The sequence below is a fragment of the Microcoleus sp. K5-D4 genome, from assembly GCF_036704575.1.
GTDB lineage: Bacteria > Cyanobacteriota > Cyanobacteriia > Cyanobacteriales > Microcoleaceae > Microcoleus.
On the sequence record NZ_JAUBSD010000021.1, the window covers coordinates 41,302 to 63,527 of the forward strand.

At 47.4% G+C, this 22,226-nt stretch carries 17 protein-coding genes and 1 tRNA gene; 7 read left to right on the top strand and 11 right to left on the bottom strand.

What is annotated here, in order from left to right:
* Positions 1-173: 173 nt before the first annotated feature.
* The gene (locus tag QUA77_RS09275; protein ID WP_333449934.1) at positions 174-1,340 is read left to right on the top strand and encodes an NAD(P)/FAD-dependent oxidoreductase; all 1,167 of its coding nucleotides are present in this window, start codon (positions 174-176) and stop codon (positions 1,338-1,340) included.
* 3 nt (positions 1,341-1,343) lie between these two features.
* The gene (locus QUA77_RS09280; protein WP_333449935.1) at positions 1,344-2,621 is read left to right on the top strand and encodes an FGGY-family carbohydrate kinase; all 1,278 of its coding nucleotides are present in this window, start codon (positions 1,344-1,346) and stop codon (positions 2,619-2,621) included.
* A gap of 2 nt (positions 2,622-2,623) precedes the next feature.
* On the opposite strand, the gene QUA77_RS09285 is transcribed toward QUA77_RS09280, so the two are convergent.
* The 3 genes from QUA77_RS09285 to QUA77_RS09295 all read right to left on the bottom strand — a co-directional run bounded on the left by QUA77_RS09285 (position 2,624) and on the right by QUA77_RS09295 (position 6,382).
* Entirely contained in the window at positions 2,624-3,229 is a 606-nt protein-coding gene (locus QUA77_RS09285; protein WP_333449936.1) for a hypothetical protein, read from the bottom strand.
* Positions 3,230-3,421: 192 nt separating this feature from the next.
* Positions 3,422-5,788, bottom strand: coding sequence for a DNA helicase PcrA (gene pcrA / locus QUA77_RS09290; protein ID WP_333449937.1), 2,367 nt, complete (start codon positions 5,786-5,788; stop codon positions 3,422-3,424).
* Between the two features lie 210 nt (positions 5,789-5,998).
* Entirely contained in the window at positions 5,999-6,382 is a 384-nt protein-coding gene (locus QUA77_RS09295) for a YkvA family protein (protein WP_333449938.1), read from the bottom strand.
* 290 nt (positions 6,383-6,672) lie between these two features.
* On the opposite strand from QUA77_RS09295, the gene QUA77_RS09300 reads away from it, so the two are divergent.
* Positions 6,673-7,410: an SIMPL domain-containing protein gene (locus QUA77_RS09300; RefSeq protein ID WP_445302068.1), complete on the top strand. Its 738-nt coding sequence runs from the start codon at positions 6,673-6,675 to the stop codon at positions 7,408-7,410.
* A 145-nt stretch (positions 7,411-7,555) separates the two neighbouring features.
* Here the strand turns inward: QUA77_RS09300 and QUA77_RS09305 are convergent, their stop codons facing one another.
* Positions 7,556-9,274: an ATP-binding protein gene (locus QUA77_RS09305; RefSeq protein WP_333449940.1), complete on the bottom strand. Its 1,719-nt coding sequence runs from the start codon at positions 9,272-9,274 to the stop codon at positions 7,556-7,558.
* A 17-nt stretch (positions 9,275-9,291) separates the two neighbouring features.
* Positions 9,292-9,543 (bottom strand): hypothetical protein, encoded by a 252-nt coding sequence (locus tag QUA77_RS09310; RefSeq protein ID WP_333449941.1) that lies wholly within the window; start codon positions 9,541-9,543, stop codon positions 9,292-9,294.
* 340 nt (positions 9,544-9,883) lie between these two features.
* Here QUA77_RS09310 and QUA77_RS09315 point away from each other — a divergent pair, with 340 nt between their 5' ends.
* The 3 genes from QUA77_RS09315 to QUA77_RS09325 all read left to right on the top strand — a co-directional run bounded on the left by QUA77_RS09315 (position 9,884) and on the right by QUA77_RS09325 (position 12,398).
* Positions 9,884-10,930, top strand: a complete 1,047-nt coding sequence (locus QUA77_RS09315) for a M42 family peptidase (RefSeq protein WP_333449942.1) — start codon at positions 9,884-9,886, stop codon at positions 10,928-10,930.
* A gap of 87 nt (positions 10,931-11,017) precedes the next feature.
* Positions 11,018-11,090 (top strand) — tRNA-Glu (locus tag QUA77_RS09320).
* A 276-nt stretch (positions 11,091-11,366) separates the two neighbouring features.
* On the top strand, positions 11,367-12,398 hold the full coding sequence (locus QUA77_RS09325; protein ID WP_333035407.1) for a hypothetical protein: 1,032 nt from the start codon (positions 11,367-11,369) through the stop codon (positions 12,396-12,398).
* 153 nt (positions 12,399-12,551) lie between these two features.
* Here the strand turns inward: QUA77_RS09325 and QUA77_RS09330 are convergent, their stop codons facing one another.
* From QUA77_RS09330 to QUA77_RS09355, 6 genes are all read right to left on the bottom strand, one after another.
* On the bottom strand, positions 12,552-13,670 hold the full coding sequence (locus QUA77_RS09330) for a beta-glucosidase (protein ID WP_333035408.1): 1,119 nt from the start codon (positions 13,668-13,670) through the stop codon (positions 12,552-12,554).
* Between the two features lie 185 nt (positions 13,671-13,855).
* On the bottom strand, positions 13,856-15,739 hold the full coding sequence (locus QUA77_RS09335) for a glycoside hydrolase family 2 TIM barrel-domain containing protein (RefSeq protein ID WP_333449959.1): 1,884 nt from the start codon (positions 15,737-15,739) through the stop codon (positions 13,856-13,858).
* Positions 15,740-15,952: 213 nt separating this feature from the next.
* Positions 15,953-16,309: an STAS domain-containing protein gene (locus QUA77_RS09340; protein WP_333035411.1), complete on the bottom strand. Its 357-nt coding sequence runs from the start codon at positions 16,307-16,309 to the stop codon at positions 15,953-15,955.
* 108 nt (positions 16,310-16,417) lie between these two features.
* Positions 16,418-17,659, bottom strand: coding sequence for a UDP-galactopyranose mutase (glf, locus tag QUA77_RS09345; protein WP_333035412.1), 1,242 nt, complete (start codon positions 17,657-17,659; stop codon positions 16,418-16,420).
* A gap of 123 nt (positions 17,660-17,782) precedes the next feature.
* Complete coding sequence (locus QUA77_RS09350; protein ID WP_333449943.1) at positions 17,783-19,084, bottom strand: glycosyltransferase family 1 protein; 1,302 nt, start codon at positions 19,082-19,084, stop codon at positions 17,783-17,785.
* 836 nt (positions 19,085-19,920) lie between these two features.
* A complete protein-coding gene (locus QUA77_RS09355) occupies positions 19,921-20,958 on the bottom strand; it encodes an aldo/keto reductase (protein WP_333449944.1) in 1,038 nt (345 codons plus the stop codon).
* A gap of 423 nt (positions 20,959-21,381) precedes the next feature.
* On the opposite strand from QUA77_RS09355, the gene QUA77_RS09360 reads away from it, so the two are divergent.
* The gene (locus QUA77_RS09360; protein ID WP_333067889.1) at positions 21,382-21,783 is read left to right on the top strand and encodes a fasciclin domain-containing protein; all 402 of its coding nucleotides are present in this window, start codon (positions 21,382-21,384) and stop codon (positions 21,781-21,783) included.
* Positions 21,784-22,226 lie beyond the last annotated feature (443 nt).

Sequence of the window (22,226 nt, forward strand, 5' to 3'; positions counted from 1 at the left end):
GGGGTCAGCCCATAGGTGTCAAGAATCGCCTGAAAACAATTGTATCTCTGGTCGATCGCCGAGTCTCAATCCCCTTCGCATCCTTAAGAAGAGGGACGCGCGATCGGACTCCTGTCCCCCCCCTTTTTAAGGCTACTCCGTACACACAAGTCCGAAATCTCTCAACACAATTCATGACTGAAACCCCAACTTTCGATATCGCCATTATTGGTGCAGGACCAGGCGCACTATGTGCAGCCCATGGGCTAGCCAATTTAGGTTTTTCGGTAGCTGTGTTTGAACGAGCTAGAGCTTTACGTCCCATCGGCGCTGCTCTAGGGTTAGCAGAAGCTGGGTATAAGGCATTGTCTCTCATCAATGCCGATCTCGCTACCGAAGTTCGTGCCGCTTCTGCTAACCCACAGCGACAACTGCTGATGAGACCCAATGGCGAGGTTCTGTTTTCTGATGAATCGCCGTTGGCGGGTACTCCCTTCACTTGGCTAGCGTGGTATAACCTACAAACCTCATTGCACAACACACTGCCACCTACCGTATCCCTTCACCTTAACCATAAGTTTCTCAACTTAACTAAGGTCGCTGATCCGTCCAAGCCTCCCTTACGCTTGCACTTTGAGAATCAGACCGATGTTGGCGCACAACTGTTAATTGGTGCCGATGGTTATCACTCCGCGGTTCGCGCTCTTACCGTGGGAGATGGTGCGCCTCTGTACACTGGAACCATGACTTGGCGAGGAATCTTGCCCCGTCAAATCCTAGCCCCCCTCGCTGAACCCTTTGCAGAAGGGGCTGGTTTTCAACTGGTGGTAGGAGACCAGAAAAATTTTTGGATTATGGATGCAGGAGGCGAGGCACTGGCTTGGACAGGGACTGCACTCCATCCGACTTCAGAGAAGAGTAGCGATGTTTTAGCTATGGTTCTCCAAGTTTTTGACCAATGGACTCCCTTTGTTGAAAGGGTTATTCGAGCAACTGACCCTACCACCATTGTGGAAACTGGCGTGTTCGATCGGGAACCAGTATCCCAATGGGGGGATAGAGAGAGAATCACCTTATTAGGGGATGCGGCTCACCCGATGCGACCGTCATTAGGATTAGGCACTACTATGGCATTTGAGGATGCTGTTGCTTTAACAAAAAAACTCAAGGGTCTGAACTTGCAGGATACTCCTTCTGTTGCTCAAGCTCTTACGGACTATGAAGAGGAACGGATTGCGATCACCGCACCGTTACAACTCAAAGCAAGGCAAGGAGGAGAAGCATCCCATGCCTCTGACCAAGCTGACCAACTCAAGGCAGGCTTTGAATTAGCCTTAGCTGCTCGCAGAAACAAGCAGTAACAAATGAATCTTTATTTGGGAATAGATTTCGGCACGACAGGCGCGCGATCGACTGTCATAGACTCCCAGGGTATGATACATTGTGAGACAGAATATACTTTTGCCAACAACGGGCAACAACAGCCTGAATTGCCTTCGGTGTGGCAAAATGCGCTGTGGGCTGTAATCGAGCAAATTCCCCCAGCAATCCGCAATCAGGTAAGGGCGATCGCCCTTGACGGCACATCATCCACTGTCATACTGTGCAATACCGACGGTATACCAGTATGCGAACCGATTTTATACAATGATGGGCGCGGTGCAGCGGTGACAGAGAAGTTGCGGGCGATCGCCCCTGCCAACCACACAGTATTAAGCGCTACATCCAGTCTGGCAAAACTCCTGTGGTGGCAGGAGGGCGGGCACGGGGGCACCGCCCCTACGGTTTTCCTGCATCAAGCTGACTGGCTGGCATTTCTGCTGCACGGGAAATTAGGAATTAGCGAGTATCACAATGCTCTGAAACTCGGTTTCGATGTTGATACTTTGTGCTATCCGAATTGGCTGACACAGGGAATTGCGGGCGCTGCAACTCCTGAATTGCCACGAGTTGTCGCACCGGGCACGCCTGTGAGGGAAGTGAGAGCTCAAGTGGGCGATCGCTTCGGTTTTCCCCGCGATTGTATGGTTTGTGCTGGCACAACCGATAGCATTGCCGCCTTTTTAGCAAGCGGTGTTAATTTACCCGGGGAAGCAGTAACTTCTCTCGGTTCTACACTAGCAGTCAAACTTTTAAGTCATACCCGCGTAGATGATTCTAGATACGGGATTTACAGTCATAAATTAGGCGATTTGTGGTTAGTTGGAGGTGCTTCTAATACCGGAGGTGCGGTGCTGCGGCATTTTTTCACTGATGTTGAGTTGCAGAATTATACCACACAAATTGATCCAGTACAAGAGAGTTTGCTGGATTATTACCCATTGTTGAAAAAGGGCGATCGCTTTCCGATTAATGACCCGAACTTGTCCCCCAGACTCGAACCGCGTCCCACTGATCCAGTGGAATTTCTGCACGGTTTGCTAGAAAGCATAGCGCGGATTGAAGCGTGGGGATATCAATTATTGCAAGAATTGGGTGCAACTCCTTTGACAAAAGTTTATACTGCTGGCGGCGGGGCGAAAAATTTGGTTTGGAGTGCGATTAGAAAGCGTTATTTAAAAGTTCCTGTTGAAACGCCGATTCATACTGCGGCTGCTTACGGGGTGGCGCTGTTGGCGATGCGGGGTGCGATGGGGATATAATGCTAATTTTCGCGCACCATCCACACTAAAAATCCCAATATTTTCTCTACTGGAGGTAGCGGATAATCGGTAAGATCGATCGTTACTATTTGCCCTTCCAGCTTGAGAAACCGCCAAGCTGTGCCGCTGGAAACGCTGCCGTAGATGACGGAAATCGAGATCCCTTTGGCTTCATTAAATCTCTGGGCCGCCACCATTTCAGCAATACATTGACCCAAACCTACTTTCAAATCTCCTTTTTTAGCTTCCACCATGACAATTACCGGGGCCTCAACGTCTAATTGTTCCGGGGAACGGCTGATGATAAAATCGCAAACTCCTGTAAGTCCAACAGCTACATCAACATTAAATTCCTCACCCGAAAACACGCTGATTTGTTGGTTCAGAATCCTGCGAACTTCCAGCAATACAGGGTTAATAATAGCTTCAGAACGGGCTTTTTCGGTGCTAGTGGCGATCGCCCAAGGCAAATTTGTCTCCAGTATGGTCTGCAAGACTGTTGCGGGTGCGATCGGCTCGATTTCTGGCAGAAATCTGATTCCTTCCACTACTGTAAGATTGAAGGCTTCTTTAACCTTGCCGGTGGTCGTAAATTGACTGTAAGGCATAAGACTTTAGGTTTTTATTTCTACTTTTTACTTAGATAAAACGAAGGTTGAAACCGCGTCTACACAAACGAGGTTCCCGACATGGACTAAAGATAAAAACGTAATTTTTACCGCATTTTTACCGCCCCTTCTTCAACCCTAGCTTCTAGGGTTCTCCCTGTATAGACGCGGTTGAAACCGCCGGATTTTCTATTACACTCGCTGCAACTTAGCTGTTCTCGGATCGATAATTTTTCTTCCCAAACCTGAAAACTTAATTGCCAGATTAGTTTTATCGCCTTCTCCCAAGACGTGGGTAATTTCTCCAACTCCAAAAGCATGATGAAAAACCCGATCGCCCGTTTTCCAATCCGCCGATTGTCCATTGGTTCCCGCTTGAGAACTCCCGGAATTAGCGGCTGAATTATTAGTTTTTCCTTTCGAGGCAGCCGTTTTTCCCGCTTTAGTTTTTTTGGCAGTTCCAGCCAGCAAATGGGGCGGCAATTCTCCTAAGAATAGGGAAGGGGTGCAGTGTTCCCGGAAGCCTCCCCAGAGGCGGCGTTCGCGAGTGTGGGTGAGAAATAGCAATTCCTGGGCGCGAGTGATGCCGACGTAGCACAAACGGCGTTCTTCTTCGATCGCTTTCGGGTCGTCCAAGCTGCGGAAATTGGGAAATAAACCCTGTTCCATTCCGACTAAAAATACTACGGGAAATTCTAACCCTTTGGCAGAGTGCAGCGTCATCATCGACACGCGGGAATCTTCTTCCTGCAAGTCATCTAAATCGGATGCTAAAGATGCTTTTGCTAAAAATGATGTCAGCGTCGGTTCTTCGTTTTGTTCTTCAAATTGCAGCACAGCATTGTACAATTCTCTGACGTTTTCGATGCGATTTTCTGCTTCCTCGGTTCCTTGATTTTTCAAATCTTCAATGTAGCCTGAATCTTGGATAATTCCTTGGACAATTTGCGAAGCTGGCAGAGTTTCAACTTGCGATTGCCAACGGCCAATCATTTCGGCAAACTTAATAATAGCTTTTGCCGATCGCCCTGCTAGAGTATTGACAGAAGACTCGTCGCTGAGGATTTCCCACAGGGGAATGCCCAATTGAGTTGCAGCGTCTTCGATTTTGGAAAATGTGGTATCCCCAATGCCGCGACGGGGAGTATTGATGATGCGTTTGAGGCTGACGCTATCGTCGGGATTGGCAAGCGCCCGCAGGTATGCTAGGATATCTTTGATTTCTTTGCGATCGTAAAACTTCAGGCCGCCGACAATATTGTAAGGAATGTCTAAACGCATTAACGCTTCTTCAAAGGAGCGAGATTGAGCGTTTGTGCGGTAGAGAATCGCAAAGTTACTGCCGTTTTCGTATTCGGAGTTTTGGCGCTTTAAGGAATGAATTTGACCCGCTACAAATTCCGCTTCATCTAATTCGTTGTCGGCGCGCCAAACAACAATCGGAGCTCCCGGTTCGCGAGTCGGGCGCAGAATTTTCTCGATCCGTTCGGTATTGTGTTCGATCAAGTGATTCGCCACTTGCAGGATGTTTTCGCGCGATCGATAATTTTCCTCTAATTTTACCATTGTCTGAGTTTTATCGTCGGACAAACCATCTCCAAAATCCTCTTGAAATTCCAGCAATATTGTATAATCTGCCATCCGAAAGCTGTAAATTGATTGATCGACATCGCCCACGACAAAAATCGAGCGGTTTTGCCATTTATCGAAGCTTTTCGGGTCGGCGTTATTTGTCACCAACATCCGAATCAAATCGTATTGAGTTCGGTTAGTATCTTGGTATTCGTCAACTAAAATATGGCAAAACTTTTTATGCCAGTAACTTAATACTTGCTCGTTTTGGCTCAAAAGTTTAACTGGCACGAGGATTAAATCGTCAAAATCTAGGGCATTGTTGGCTGCTAAAGCGTCTTGGTAGCGACTGTAAACATCGGCAATCACACGGCCTCGATAATCCGGTTCTGCTGCTTGGTATTCTTGAGGGGACAAGCCTTTATTTTTAGCGTTGCTGATGACATAGCGGACTTTTCGCGGGTCAAATTTCTTGTCGTCGAGGTTCAGTGTTTTGGTGACGATTTGTTTGACGATACTTTGAGCATCTGATTCATCAAAAATCGAAAAATTTTTCTGCCACTTGCGGCCTTTTTCGTCTTGGTATTTTTCAATATCGTAGCGGAGAATGCGACCGCACAAAGAGTGGAAAGTTCCCATCCAAATGTGCTTGGTAATTCTCTGGTAAATTTGCGATCGCAATTTGGTTTGTACATCCGGGGCTAAGTCTACCAAAGGTTTACCATATTCCGCTTCAGCTTGCTGAGTTGCCAGCAATTTCTCAATTCTTTCTTTCATCTCCCTGGCGGCTTTATTTGTAAATGTCACCGCCAGAATATTTTCAGGATCGACTCGATGCGTGCGAACTAAGTTAGCAACTCGGTAAGTTAGAGCTCGGGTTTTGCCGGAACCAGCGCCCGCTACTACTAACAGCGGCCCGTTATAATGGGCGACTGCTTGGCGCTGAGATGGGTTAAGGTGGCTGAGGAAATCAGTGGTTTGAGTCATAGCTAGAAAGTTAGTTTAATTTTTTAATGAGTAAATAATACTTGGTATGCGATACCGCGAGTTTTTTTTAAGGTAAGGTGCGCCTAGCGCACCCTATATTATAACTAGAACGGTGATTTTTTGAACTTTAAATATTTTTTGGTCAAGCGAGTTGTTTAAGCGAAGGTGCTCGGCGCGCACCCTAGACTATAAATAGATAGGTGATTTTTTTTAACGTTTAAATATCCGTGTTAGCCCCATTGCTGCTAATATTCCCAAGCCAATCCAAATCGCAATAATCACAACAGCTGCAGCCCGATTTATCGGTTTTCCTCGCTCTATTTCTGCGGCTGCTTTTTCCCGACACTCGGCTAAAACCGGTGGCGGAATCATCTTCAGTACCAGCCAAATTCCCAAAGGTACAATTATCAAATCGTCCAAGTAGCCGAGAATCGGTATGAAGTCAGGAATTAAGTCGATCGGGCTAAAAGCATAGGCAACCGTAAGGCCTGCTAAAATTCTGGCGTACCAAGGTACTCTCTGGTCTGTACTTGCTAAATAAACAGCGTAAGTCTCTTTTTTGAGTCGGCGGGCAACTTGTTTTAAGGATTGCATCTTTTAACAATTTTATCATTTTTAAAGTTTATTTAAAATTAAAGAGGATCTGCGTCGGAGTGTCATAAACAGGGTGGGTTTCTATATTTATCGTTGCCAAACCTCTTATTTTACCCAGAACACCAATTTTTTAGTGGAGCGTCCTGCGGACATCATAATAACTCATAATTTCTTCAGAATTACTGACTATTTTTTTAGTTGCTAAAAATGTAACAACCCGGATATTTAGCAGTTTCAGTGGGAAGGTAAAGTATAGCATCTGTTGTATGTGAGGAGAGTCAAATTTATGAATTCAACGATCGCGCGATCGCATTAATTTCCGCAGTCTGGTAACAGCGTTGTGTTTAACCTTAACTCTCGTGAGTTTTGTGAGATTAGATCCGGCGGCGGCTCAAGAACAGCGGATCAGAACGCTGAGTGTTACTGGCCGGGGTGTGGAAACGATTCCTACAACTCAAACACAAGTGCGCCTGGGGGTTGAGGTGCAGGGCAAAACGGCGGCCCAGGTGCAGCAGGAAGCGGCGAGGCGATCGTCGGCTGTGGTAGAGTTGCTGCGATCGCGCCAAGTCGAAAAACTCGAAACTGCCGGCATCACCCTCAATCCCATTTATAACTTCGACAACAACCAGCAGCGCTTGACAGGCTATACGGCCACGAATACCGTCAGTTTTCGGATTAATACTGCATCTGCCGGCACTTTGCTTGACGATGCGGTGAATGCCGGGGCCACACGCATCGACGGCGTGAGTTTTGTCGCTGCCGATAGTGCGATCGAACAAGCTGGAAAACAAGCACTCCGCAAAGCAACTCAAGACGCTCAATCGCAAGCGGATGCAGTCTTTAGCGCCCTCAACCTCAAGCGGGGAGAGATTCTGGGTATTCAAGTCAAAGGTGCGATCGCGCTAATTCCCGATCGCAATCCCCACAAGTCGATCGCCATTACCGCTCACAAAGATGAAATTGGCATCCTAGAGAATCTAGCATTCATGCAGGCTCTACTCGATAACCACCTATCCTGGATAAAGTAGACCTGTTACCTGAATCAAGTTAACAGACGTTTGTCCTGCTGACGACACTCACCAGCTTGATTTGCCCTAACCCCTAGCCTTCACCCCAAGCTGACAAGAAGTCCATTATTCTCAAACGCAACATTTGTTCTTGAACACCTGGGTTTTAGCCCCTGCTTGTACGTCCGGTGAGGCTGGTCACCACCGCCACTAACTCCGCAGCATCTACGGGTTTGGTCAAATGCATCTGAAAACCTGCTAATAGTGCCTGCTGACGATCGTCATTCCGGGCATAAGCCGTCAGCGCGATCGCGGGTAGCCTACCGCCCCGCTGCGCTTCAAGTTGACGCAACTTGCGGATCAGGGAGTAGCCATCCTCATCCGGCATCCCAATATCGCTCACTAAAACATCGAGCTTGCGATCGGTTGCGGTTTCGATAATGGTCCAGGCCTCCTTGGCCGAAGCCACAGCCATGACATCAGCACCATACTTTTCGAGAATCGTGCTCAGCAACTCTAGCGCGTCAGCCTCGTCCTCTACCACTAAGATTTGTAAGCCTTCAAGGGTCGGCGAGGCCTCAACCCTCCCATTCGCCTCGACCAGCGAGTTTAATTGCTCTCGATCGCTGGGTGGTAGATGGATAATCATTACGGGCAGTTTGACTGTAAAGGTCGTCCCCTGTCCTACCCCTGGACTCACTACCGTTACAGTCCCGCCATGTAGTTCAACTAATTGACGCACAATGGCTAACCCTAAACCCAACCCCCCATAACTGCGAGTTGTCGTGCTGTCGTGCTGGCTGAAGCGATCGAAGACCAACGGTAGAAAGTCGGAGCTGATGCCTGCTCCAGTGTCGCTGACAGTAATTTCAACATGGGAATTAACCCGCTGCAAAAGAATCTGGACTCGCCCGTCTTTAGGAGTAAATTTGACGGCGTTAGAAAGTAGATTCCACACAACTTGCTGCAACCTATCGGCATCACCCAAGAGCGGACCAGCTTCAGAATCGAGTACGCTTTGCAGGCGAATTGACTTTGCCTCAGCCGCCAATTGTACAGACTCAATCGCCGATTCAATCACCGGCACGAGGTTGACAGGACGCACTCGGAGGCGCAGTTTACCTGTGATGATGCGAGAAACATCGAGGATGTCTTCGATGAGCTGGGCTTGAGACTTTGCGTTTCGCTCGATCGTCTCCAAAGCGCGCGCCACCTTATCCTCACTCAGGTTTTTTTGCCGTAACATAGTTGACCACCCTAAGATCGCGTTGAGAGGAGTTCTGAGTTCATGAGAAAGAATCGAGAGAAACTCATCCTTGGCACGGTTAGCTGCCTCTGCCTCTGCCCGAATTATTTGTTCACGCCTCAATAATTCGTCTTTGGTGCGATTAGACGCTTCGAGTTGGGAAGTGCGTTCCTGCACCCGTTGCTCTAGCTCCACATTAATCGCCTGGATACGGCGGCGACTCTCTTCTAGTTCCTGGTTTGTAAGGGCAAGTTGAGCTGGACTCGGCGTATCGAGTGCCACTGGAATTAAGGGAATCAGTAAAAAGGTGAAGGTATACAAAGACCAAGCACCAGTGACAGCTTTGATCAGTCCTGAAACCCAATAAATGGGGTGCCAAAGTGTCACTATTTCCATCAGGTGCGTCGTGCCACATAAGGCAAAGATAAAAAAGAAACCCACCAGCAGCATCACCGTGTGGGCAGGCAGATCCTTACGCTCATTTGTAAAGTAAACAATGGCAACCGCCACCGAGTAATAAGCGAGGGTTGTCAAGGCATCTGACGTTAAGTGCAGCCAGACTAACCCCGGTTTCCAGAGGTAACAATGCCCGTGAGGAATGAAATTATTAGAAAAGAAGGTGCTCAAGAGGTCAGGCATATTAGTTTACGGCACTGTCAAGTTAATTTAGGGGGTGTCATCGATTCAACCAGATGACCGCAGCAGCCAGAAGAATCGCACGCCGGAAAGTTCACCGCCCTAGGGTGATAGCGCGTCGCGATTGCCTGATACTGCTTGAGCTTGGGGAAAAAGTTCTCAATCAAATGACGGGCTTTGTACAATTCAGCATCGTAAGTTTCCAGGGTCTTGCAATTGCGGCGAGGTGAAATCACGGTGGTCTTCCCCTCGGCATTGAGGGGGTCAATCACACGCTGATCTGGATCATAGCCCTTGTTAGCCAGCAGTGTATCCGCCACCAATAACGGCTACGGTTGGTCGCCTCCTGCTCGCGTCACGAGTTTGTCCGGGGTGAGGTGAAACCCCAACGGATTGCCCAACGCACCCACGGGTTCCCATAAATCTTGTTACTCAATCCCCCTTTGCTGCGTCCAATTGCTTCATTCCTAGGCTCCTCAAAAAGCTCAGCAGGAAGATGTTTCTTTCAAGTGGGAAAATGCCTGAATTAAAACTAAGTGTACCGCCGGGGAAATAGAGAGTAAATCTGCTTTAATATATGTCAAAATTCGCTCCTAAAAACGAAAATCAAAAATGTTAGAGTTTGATCGCCTGTTCCAAACAATCGAAGAATTAGTAATGCTGCACTCACCCAGCGGTGCGGAGTCGGAAATTAACCAGCGGTTGATGGAAAAATTCGCCGCCTTGGGAGTGAATGCTTGGCTCGATCGCGCAGACAATGCGATCGCCCTAATTAAGGGCCGCAATCCCGAAAAGTCGATCGCCATTACCGCCCACAAAGACGAAATTGGCGCCCTAGTTAAAACAATAGGCGAGAGTGGCCGCGTGGAAGTCCGCAGATTGGGCGGCGCATTTCCTTGGGTTTACGGCGAAGGCGTGGTGGATTTGCTCGGAGACAAGCAAACAATTAGTGGCATTCTCAGCTTCGGTTCGCGCCATGTTTCTCACGAATCTCCTCAGAAAGCTCAGCAGGAAGATGTTTCTTTAAAGTGGGAAAATGCCTGGATCGAAACTAAGTGTACCGCCGAGGAATTAGCCGAGGCCGGAATTCGACCGGGCACGCGGATGGTGGTGGGAAAGCACCGCAAGCGCCCGCTGCGGTTGAAGGACTGGATGGCGAGCTACACTCTGGACAACAAGGCTTCAGTGGCGATTTTGCTGGCTCTGGCGGAATGTTTGAAAGAGCCTGCGGTTAATGTTTATTTGGTAGCGTCGGCGAAGGAGGAGGTTGGGGCGATCGGAGCTTTGTATTTCACGCAGCGCCAGCCGTTGGACGCGCTGATCGCTTTGGAAATTTGCCCTCTGGCGCCGGAATACCCGATTCGTGACAGCGAAAACCCGGTTTTGCTGGTTCAGGACGGCTACGGAGTCTACGATGAAGGATTGAACGCCCAATTGCGCGCAGCAGCCGCAGCAGCCGATGTAGAGGTGCAGTTGGCGGTAATTAGCGGTTTTGGGAGCGATGCTTCGATCGCCATGAAGTTCGGCCACGTAGCCCGCGCCGCTTGTTTGGCTTTCCCCACCCAGAACACCCACGGCTTTGAAATTGCTCATCTCGGGGCGATCGGCAATTGCGCCGCCATCCTCAAAGCCTACTGTGACGAGCTTTGGGACGACTAGAAAAAAAAGTTTCGCAAAGTAGTTGACAGATTGGGAAAGATTAGTTAAGGTAATAAAGGTGCGGAACACAAGCAAACGCAACGACGCGCCCCCATCGTCTAGAGGCCTAGGACACATCCCTTTCACGGATGCGACGGGGATTCGAATTCCCCTGGGGGTATTGAAAATTTAAGTCTGATATCAAAGTGATATCTAGTATATGGGGTGGGCATTTTGTCCGCCCTTATTGCTATTAGGACTTACGCACGGGTAGCCAGAAACCGGGTTTTTGCTCAGAAAAGGCGTGACAGCCCGCAGCAACAGCAAAAACCGGCCCGGCTTTATTTAGTTTGGTTCCTGGTGCATCGTTGAGCGATTTATCCCGGATTATTGAGCGGATACATAGGCTCAATATAGTTGAACACTTAGACAGGAAATAGCAGCAAAGGGGAGTGCGATGTACATACCTGTTACTTTCGACGACGGCAGCATCCAAAGGAACGAAGCAATAGAAATAAAAGTCAGAAACTTTAAAGACTTAAACTTACAGGAAAGACATATTGAAGAGTTCTTACGCAAAAACATTAATTTGCTCTTTGGGGATGAGGAGACTCTTCTAGTTGTTGGTCAACAAGTTCGTAATGCGAGTAACGGGATTAGCGACTTAACTGCCATTGACGCAGATGGCAATGTTGTTCTAATCGAGATTAAACGCGACGTACAAGACATCAAGGCGAGAAAAGAACCTTTTGAATTTCAAGCTATCAGGTATGCCGCGAGTTATGCCAAAATTTCGACACCTGAATCCCTTGTAGAGTTAGTCTATAGTTCGTATATCGAGATACACAAAGATGAGTATGAATTAGGTGATTTGACTCCTGGTGAAAAAGCGAGACGAGAGTTGAATAAATTCTTGTCAAGCAATGACGCACTCAAAACCTTTAACAAAAAACAACGAATAATACTTATAGCCTCATCCTTTGATGAGCAAACCCTTTCTGCTGTTGCTTGGTTGATTTCAAATGGGGTAGACGCCATCTGTCTTAATATCACTCCTGTTTTTATAGGAGAGCAAGGTTTTTTGAGTATTGAGAAAATTTTGCCTCCGGCACAACTGGATGATTTTTACGTGGGTTTAGCCGGAGAATGTTCTACAATGAAGGGAGAAATTATATCCACTGATTCTGGCTTTAATAGAACTTGGCTACCTCGAATGGATCAGTTGTTTGAGTGGGAATTAATCAAAGCTGGGGATAGCATTGAAATTAAAGAGTTTGAAAGCTCTGAAGCTATAATAATTGATGATACATTGGTCAGATTTAATGGGGAAGAAATCTCCTATAATAATTGGGGAAAGAAAGTTACTGGTTGGTCTTCTATAAATATTTATGAATGGGCAGTGCTTAGTTCGACTAATAGAACCTTACATGAACTAAGGAAGGAAAAAATGGCAGAGTTGGAAGCCAAAGGCAGTCCATGGGAAGAATGAGACCAGCGGTTCTAGAGCTATTTGCTTTCTTAAAGCAGCTCAAGGCTTTTTTCGGATATTGCAGTTGATCGACCGGACACGATCTCAGACTATTAATTTGATTAACAGCATAAGGTGCGCCGCAGCGCACCCTACATAATTAGATCGCAGCTATCAATTCTGCAACTTCAGCAACGGTTCAATCTGCTCCCTTTGAAACTGCAATTCATCCGCCAAAGGCTGGTAAATTTCCCGATCGCCCGATTCATTGCAATAATCCCACAAACCATTGTAACAGTGCCTGTCGTCGTCCCAACCCGGATGGTTAACAATCGGATACAAGCAGATTCCCTCTATCGGAACTCCTGCTTTCATCGCCGCCACTACCTCAGTACACACATAATTAAACCAGACAGGTCTAAAATCGTCTTCAGTACCCGTTTCGGCTATGAATAAGGGGCGACGGTAACGCTCAAACACTTCTTGCAGCAGTTCGCGAAACGGCCGATACAGCGGATCGGTGTATTTCATTGGGTCTTCATTATGAATCCACTGATTGCGATCGTAATAATTCACCCCAATAATATCGAGATATTTTTCTTTACCGCCGAGTTCGGGGCGAAAACGTCCAGCCAACATATCCCAAGCTTGATATTGAGATAGGCGATAACCTTCCGCCGCGTCCCGATCCTCCGGTTTGTCAGGGTCAGCAATAATGTTAATTGTGGGATCGATTTGAACGATGCGGGTGCGGGGATTGACTTCCCAAACTGATTCTATCGCTGCGATCGCAGCTTTGACTAACTGGATTTTGAGCTCGTCTCCCCGCCCTTTTGCAAACGGATTGATGTAGGCAACATCGCCGCCGGCCCAAGCAATAAATGAAATTTCATTAACAGGTGTCACGAAAGGTGTTTGGTCTGTTTCCTCAGTTAGCACTTCCATAAAAGCGCGCACCATGTTTGCAAACCTGGACACAAATTCGGGACTGAAAATATCAATATCGTCTGGCCAGCCGTAGTGAAACAAATCCCAAATTACCTGCATTTTCATGTCGCGGGCGGCGCGGATGATTGGCAGGGAACTGGAAAAATCGTATTTTCCGGGTGTCTGTTCGATTAAGTGCCAGCGGAGGCCTTCGCGGACTGTGTAAATGCCTTGCTCCTGCAAGCGTTGGTAGTCGGCTGCTGCAAATTTATCGTGACCGGTGGCGGCTGTGACATCGAGGCGTTTTCCAGATTGCACTCTGTGGGTGGAACATTCAAATCCGCCCATGAAAAAACTTTGAAACATCAATCGAATGGGTAATGGGTCATTAAGGTTTGTAGTCAGGACTTGAGTCCTTAAATCTCACTCAGAAAGGATTAAAGCCCTTACTACAAAGGGTGTTTTTGTAAGAACTATATCGATCGGCAAAAAGTCAAAATGAAATAAGAAAAAAATCTCAGATTTTTACTTTTTCCTTGACAAATCACCAATTAGCACTGAGTAATAGCTTGCGGCTGTGAACTTTCTTCGGGAATATCCCAGCCGAGAGTTGCCGCCGCGATCACCTCTACGGGAAACTTGGGAGTGCGATCGGCATACAGCAAACCGTTAGCTTCTTGGAAAGTATCGGTTAACTGCGTGTAACAAAATCCGCTGAACATTTCCACTCGGTTTACCACCTTCAACAGCGCGGTGTAGCGCCTTTGCAGTTCCTGCGTGTCGGATGCGCGCACGTAGCCCCAAACTCTGAAAAAATCGGGGTTTTCGCGACCGGCGCAGGCGATGCCCCCGAATTCGGTCAGCATCATCGGCTGTCCTTGGTGCGGGTGGCCGTCGAGGGTGAGGATACGCCCTCCCGGACGCCCGCGATCGAACAAATCCGCTAGCTGGACTTCGGGCCCGTAGCGCTTGGCTAGGGTTTGCGGGTTGTTGTCGTAGTCGTGAATCGCCAGGATGTCGGTATCGATGCTTTCCCAGCCGTCGTTACCGATGACGGGGCGAGTCGGATCGAGGGTTTTTGTCAAGAAATACAGCGCTTGCACGTAGTTGCGGTGGGCTGCTGCTTCGACTAAATTCGGAACTCCCCAAGATTCGTTGAACGGCACCCAGACTACAATACAGGGGTGGCTGCCGTCGCGCTCGATGACTTCGGTCCACTCCCGCGTCAGCCGTTGTACCGCTTTGGGAGTGAAGCGGTAGGCGCTGGGCATTTCTTCCCAAACAAGGAGCCCCAGCACGTCAGCCCAGTACAAAAATCGCGGGTCTTCGATTTTTTGGTGCTTGCGGACGCCGTTGAAACCCATTGCTTTGACTAATTCGACATCGTGTCGCAAAGCTTCGTCGGAAGGGGCAGTCATCATGGTGTCTGGCCAGTAACCTTGGTCGAGCACCAGTCGCAAATAGTAGGGGCGGCCGTTTAGCATGAAGCGATCGCGCTGGATGCTGACCGTCCGCATGGCGGTATAAGATTTAACCTCGTCGAGTAGTTTGCCGTCGGCCCACAACTGCACTTGAGCGTTGATTAAGGTCGGCTTTTCGGGACTCCACAGCAGTTCGTTGCGGTAGTCGTCGATACCAGGGTCGGAGAGGGCGATGCGGCGGTGGATTTCGCCGTTGATGACTTCGTAGGTGTCGTTGACTAGCAGCAAACAGCCGATCGACAGTTTAACTTTAATCTGGATTCCCGACTGGCGATCGCCTGCGACAAACGCTTCAAAACCGATTTCCCAGCGTTCAAACTGCGGAGTCCAGCGGATGCGCTCGATATAAGTGTGAGGCACCAATTCTACCCAGACTGTCTGCCAAATGCCGGTCGTGCGCGGATACCAAATACTATGTGGCTCTATTTGCCAGTCTTGCTTGCCGCGCGGTTGCTCCAAATCTTGCGGGTCGTCCTGGGCCCAGACTGTCACCCGCTGCATCCCGTTGAGGTTCACAACTGCTGTAATGTCTGCGGTGAAAGGAGTGTGTCCGCCTTCGTGCTCGATGACAAACTGACCGTTCACCCAGACACGGGCGCGGTAGTCTACGGCCCCAAAGTGGAGGAGAACTCTGCCTTCTGTGTGGGGTATGTCAAATTCGCGTTCATACCAGCAGTTGGCGTGAAAATTCGTGTCGCCGATCCCGCTTTTTGCCGATTCTGGAGCAAACGGCACTTCTATAGTGTGACTCCACTCAGAAATATCGATCGGCTGCACGCAGTGGCCCGCGTCATCATAAGCAAACCGCCACTGACCATTGAGACAAATCCAGTTGCTCCGGCGCAGTTGGGGGCGCGGATAACCTGTTTTCCGTCCTTGAACTGTCACCTTACTATCAAGAGTTGCAGACTCTTCTATCTCGCAATTTTCTAGCTCTCTACCTAACCAACTCATCGGCACATCTACCCAAAGTTATATTTATAGGTTAGCGACAATTACCCTCACTTTGACAAGTTTTTTGCTAATTAATTTGCAAAAGTTCTGCCCATTAAAACAGCCTCATCTGAAGGCTCTCTTGTGCTGAAGTCATTAGTCAGGAGAAGGAACAATAAACCAGGAAGAAAAAACCAGGAAGATTTTTCCTATCCCCCCTCTCCTCCTCTCCCTCTAGCTAGCAACACTTTGCAAACCTCCTAACGGTTCAGTTTGCTCACTTGTGAGATAAAATTCTTCCGCAAACGGCAAACAATGAAATATTTGCTGTAGTCCCGTGAGTTCAAATAGAATTCTAACTTGTTCGCTCATGGCAGAGATCAAAAGTATACATTCGCTGTCTCTAACTAATTTCACGATCGCCACTACAGCCATTAACTCGGAATTTTTCAGAAAATTTATTTTTGAGAAATCGAGCATAATAATTTTGCCACCGCTGGCCATTAGGCGCTGTATTTCTTTCTGAAACTGAGCAAATTGAGAAATTTCCAAAACCTCATGAGACAAAACAATTTTCACTAGAACGTTCATTTTTACCTCAATGGTTGTTTGAATTATTAAATAACTTTTGATGAAAACCGAGTAAGGTGCTCTCTCGGCACCTTACCTTTTTACCCGTACGTAACTCGCAGCTTCCAGCTACTTGGTAGTAGATTTGCCGTTGCCGTTGCCGTTGCCGTGGTTGACAGCAGCGACTTCTAGAGAAGCTGCGCTTGGGCGAGGAGCGACTCCATTGGATGAGCTGACATTAGAGGCAGAACCGTTAACATTTTCTACCAATTCAATCACCGGCTTGGTAGTAATTTGTGTGTAAGTTGTCAGAGCTTGAGCGACCACTTGATCCATGTTGTAATACCTGTAAGTCGCCAGCCTTCCCACGAAAGAAACTCCCGGAGTTGCATCAGCCAAAGCCTTATATTTCTTGTAAATTTCGGCATTTTCCGGGCGTGGAACCGGGTAGTAAGGGTCTCCCTCAGCTTGGGGATATTCGTAGACAATGCTAGTTTTTAGATGCTCTTGTCCCGTGAGGTATTTAAACTCCGTGCAGCGAGTATATAAATGCTCGTTGGGGTAATTTACCACCGGTGCTTCTTGGTGTACGGGTACGTTCAGCGTTTCGTGCTTAAATTCCAAGGAACGGTAAGGCAGTTTGCCGTAGCAATAATTGAAATAGGAATCGACTGGCCCGGTGTAAATCATTTCTCCGTAAGGGATAAAACCCTCAATCTCCCGGTAGTCGGTATTCAGCATCACCTTGATGTTTGGGTGAGAAAGCATCTTTTCAAACATCCGAGTGTAGCCGTGCAGGGGCATTGCTTGATAGGTATCGGTAAAATAGCGATCGTCCCGGTTAATGCGAGTGGGAACGCGGGCAATCACTGATTTGTCGAGTTCCGACGGATCCATTCCCCACTGTTTGCGGGTGTAGTTGCGGAAGAATTTCTCGTAAAGTTCGCGACCGACTTTGCTGACAACGACATCTTCGGAAGTGCGAATGTAATCCTTTGGTTCTGCTACTTTCGCGAAGAAATCTTCTACTTCAAATGACGTGAGATTCAATCCGTAAAGTTTGTTTACGGTATTGAGGTTGATCGGAATTGGCAGCAGTTGACCGTCAACGCTGGCGAGGACCCGGTGTTCGTAAGGCCGCCACTCGGTGAACCGCGAAAGATACTCGAAAACTTGGCGCGAATTGGTGTGAAAAATGTGGGGGCCGTATTTGTGTACGAGGATGCCGTGGTTGTCGTAGTGATCGTATGCGTTGCCGCCGATGTGGTTGCGGGTATCAATTATCAGGACTGTTTTTCCGGCCTCATTTGCTAGTCTTTCGGCAATGACGCTACCTGCAAATCCGGCTCCGACGATTAAATAGTCAAACATTGAAACACCTCTGAGTGTGGGTAAGGGTAAGGAATAATTGGTAATTGGACATACAGCGAGGAGTGTTGAGTGTTAGTTTTTGAATCCGTAAAGTGTAACTCTTTAACTTCAACCTCAACATTCCTAACTTAAAACTTTCATCCGGCCTTCTGCTTTCTGCCGTTTCTCGTCGATCGCACTTTCGATCAACCCCAGCATTTCACCCCAGGTATTGTCCCAAGAATTGTCTGCTAAAAAGGCGTCTACTTCGCTCAGCCACTTGGTGCGAACGTCCGAACTTTCGCTGAAGATTTCTTCACCACAAGCAACGAATTCTTCCGAATTGCTAGCAATCCGAACCAAGCCGTTTTCTCCGTAGGGTCGCACCACGTCGCGGATAGGAGTAGAAATGACAGGTTTGCCAGCAGCGAGGTATTCTGGAGTTTTCGTAGGACTAATAAACTTAGTCGATTCGTTAATCGCAAAAGGCAGCATTGCGATATCCCATCCGCCAAGATACCCTGGCAGTTCTTGATAAGATTTGCCACCAAGATAGTGGATATTTGGGTGAGTTGGCAGAGTTGCCGGATCGATTTTCACCACCGGGCCAATGATGACTAAATGCCAGTCCGGCCTTGCTTGGGCCATGCCCGCTAGCAGTTCGAGATCCATGCGTTCGTCTATGACGCCATAAAATCCCAAACGCGGGTGAGGAATGTCTTTTTGATCCGCCGGTTCTTCTGAATGATTCCTGGCTGTCGCAAAGTGTTCTTTTTCGATGCTGCTGGGGAAGGGGTGAATGTTTGGGTGCTGGTGCTGTTTGGCTTCGTAAAGGTTGTGTCCCCCGGTAAATACTACGCTAGCGCGCTTTAATAATTGGTTTTCATTGGCTTTTAAATCCGGGTGCGCGCCTTGGAATGCTGACAGTTCATCCATGCAGTCGTAGACTACAGCTAGCGGCTGTAAGTGGCTTGTGAAACTGACAGCCATTGGTGTGTAATACCAGAGGATGTACTGGCTAATTTCCGCCGCTCGAAACAAATCATCTAGCATGGCTTGCTGAGCAGTTTGTGCTGTTGCTTCGCTGGTTCCTTCCCTCAGGTGCGGTACTATTACCCAGACTCCGCTTTCGTGGATGCTCACATCAAGCCACCAATCTGTAGCCGCGGTAAACACAGGTTCTTCTACAAAGAATACGCGACGAGTTTTGGCACAGCGACTCAAGAGATGTTGCGGACGTTGATAGACAAAATTCCACCGCAAATGGGACAGGCAAACTAAATCTGGTGCATCTAAAGCCTCAGTTTTTGATAAGTTGGCGCGCAATGCGGGCGACGCAGCGAATTGAGATGGCGATTTGGCTGGATCTATAGAGGTAAATCGGATCTCCCATGCTCGCTCTTTATTGCTATAATTATTGTTTACTGAGTTTTCTGGGGGCGACATATTAGCCTCTGGAATTTGTCAATGAAAATTTGTCCGTTAAAAGTTGTCAATAGGATATATTTCTCAGCAGTGTCTTACTGAAAGTCGCAAGCATAAATCTGAGAACTTTTATTGACGAGCAAGCGCCGCATTCAGTGAGCCAAACAAAGAAACTGTTTAGCTGCGGAAAAAACAGGCTTATCTGCTTTTTTCAGAATTGAAACTTGGAGATAAGTTAATATTGTTAGACTTGCTATTGTTGTTAAATGTAACCCAGTTTTTCTGCCATAACTTCTATCTGAAGGATGACTTTTATCTCAGGAGACACCTAGCTTGTATGCGAGGTTCCAAAGCCGTTAAAATGCCGATCGACCTTGTAAAATGACTTTTAACTGGCAGGTACGGGGTGAAAAAAGAGCAAGTTTTATTGCTTTATTTGAAGATGAGAGAAAATTTGCCATCAAGTTTATGTTGCTTTTTGATTTGACAAACCTTGCTTTTTTTTAACTCATCCGATCGCTAATTGGGTAAATTTGTATCCTACTATACCAAGTTGCGTCCGAGATTTCTGACTTCCGATAGATTAACAATTGACAGTTTATGCAGTCAGGTTAAACTCACCGAACAGCACCTGTCTCAACAATATCACAGAAACCAGGCAACCGCAACGATAAACCTAAGATTTTGCGCGAGTCTGTGGGAAGAAACCAAGATGATGACATTGGCGCTGTGGGCGTCAGTTTAACCTTGCGCCCACAGCACAAATGTCAATCATCCCTCTAAGGGCGGGTTCGCCGCTATCTGCAATCAAAGGCAAAATAGCCACCTAAATCCGCAACTAGAAAATAGCAGCAACTTTACAGTCGGCGTCTGTCAATCTTGGCGATTCCACCTCCAAAGGCAAAATCTTGCACTGTCGAACTCTTTAAGAAATCGTGAGGGAAACCCAATTCAATTGCACTTACTTTGTCTAACTGTTGCATTTGTTCCGGGGTTAATTCAAACTCCAAACAAGCTAAATTTTCCTGAAGTTGCGAGAGTTTGCGCGAACCCACAATCGGAATAACTTCGACTGGCTGTTGGATCAGCCAATTTAGGGCTACTTGAGAAGCAGGTTTGCCAATTTCGGCCGCTATTTTGCTAACTTCGTCAGCAATTTTGAGGTCTCGTTCGTTAATTTTTCCAGATTCAGGTGAATTCAGCCGTTTAGCTTCGCTGGCTGTTTCTGAAGTGTTGTATTTTCCTGTCAGCAAACCGGCTGCTAGGGGACTCCAAGCTGTGACGCCAATATCAAAGGCTTTTGCCATAGGGATCAAGTCCCGTTCTGGAGTTCGCTCTTTTAAAGAATACTCGATTTGCAAGCCGATAAATGGTGTCCAACCGCGCAGATTAGCGATCGTATTTGCTTGAGAAATAATCCAAGCGGGCGTATCGGAGATGCCGATATAAAGAACTTTGCCGGCGCGCACCAAATCGTCAAAAGCGCGCATTACTTCTTCGACGGGTGTGGTAAAATCCCAAGCGTGCAGCCACAGCAAATCTATGTATTCAACTTGCAGGCGCTTCAAACTTGCTTCTACTGCTTGCACCATATTTTTGCGGTGGTTGCCGAAACCGTTGATTTCGCCATTCTTCATGTTGAGGCTATACTTCGTGGCAACTACCCATTTTTCGCGATCGGCTGCGATGAACTCACCGACATATTTTTCGCTAGTACCGTTGGTGTAGAGATTCGCGGTATCAATGAAATTGCCGCCCGCTTCTGCAAAGGCGTCGAACATTTTTCGGCTTTCGTCGTAGGAGCTCCCCCAACCCCAGTCTTCCCCAAAAGTCATGGTTCCGAGGCAGATTTCTGAAACGCGAAGTCCGCTGTGACCTAGTAGTTTGTATCTCATGTCACCCTTCCCCTAGTTAATGGTTGTTAACAGTTTAGATCGGGATTTCCCAAACTGTTGCCATCAGTCGGGGTAACGGGCTTTTGTAATGTGTTAGCGCTGCGCTGAGGGTTGAATGTTTTGCCAAGTTAATCAAAATGTCGTAGCAGGGGCGATGCAGTCTCCCCCCTGCGTTTAGTTTAAAAAGCGCGCAGGGGCGATCATCTTACTAATGTATTTAGGATCACATCAACAATTTAAAATACAGTAAAAGGGCAAAACACATATCTACCTTTAGATAGGTATTGTATGAAATGATTTAAATCAAAAAATGCTATCTGAAATAATCAGACAACCAGACAGAACTAGAGAAAAAATTAATGTAGCTAAATTAACTTTTTAGCGTTATAGTGATTTATAGATTACAAAAACTAGGTGACTCACTTGGCTGATATCGTTGATACCGCCGTTTCGGCTGGATCTTTTACAACCCTAGTTGCTGCTGTCAAAGCTGCTGGTTTAGTAGATACTCTCAAAGGCGCTGGCCCCTTCACAGTTTTTGCGCCTACTGACGAAGCTTTTGCTAAGCTTCCTGCAGGTACTGTAGAAGCACTGCTTAAGGACATTCCGAAGCTCACAAAAATCTTGACTTATCATGTCGTTTCTGGCAAAGTTATGGCCGCTGATGTGGTCAAGCTGAAATCTGCCAAGACAGTGGAAGGTTCAGAAGTGAAAATTGATGCTTCCAATGGCGTCAAAATCAATGATTCTACCGTTACAACAGCCGATGTTGCTGCTGATAATGGTGTCATCCACATTATTGATTCAGTCTTGCTTCCTGCGTAAGCACAGATTTAGATAGCGCAATACTATCTTGAGGGCGGTGGCTGTTGTTAGCCACCGCCCTGTTTTCGTTGATAGTTGAGATTTAAATATTTTACCCAGCTCGATAATTAAAACTATCGCTCTTTTGTCTGTCTAGGCGGAGGAAAAGTGGAACTCAGAATCATCTTCAATTACAGGAATGGCTCCCTCGACGCTATCATAATCAGGGACTAGGTTTCACTCAGCGATTTTCCTTGATTATAGTCTTCCCAGAGTGACCAAAGAGCGATATAGCGCTGCTTTGGTGCCTGAGCAAACGCCATAAGTCGGCAAAATTCAACGTGTAACAGACTAACAAAAATTGATGACCCGTCCATTATGATGAAGCTGAGTTGCACCCTCTTTTAAATCCAGAAAAACGCCTTTGAGTTGATTTGAAAAAGCGGAACGTTATAGTGGAACGC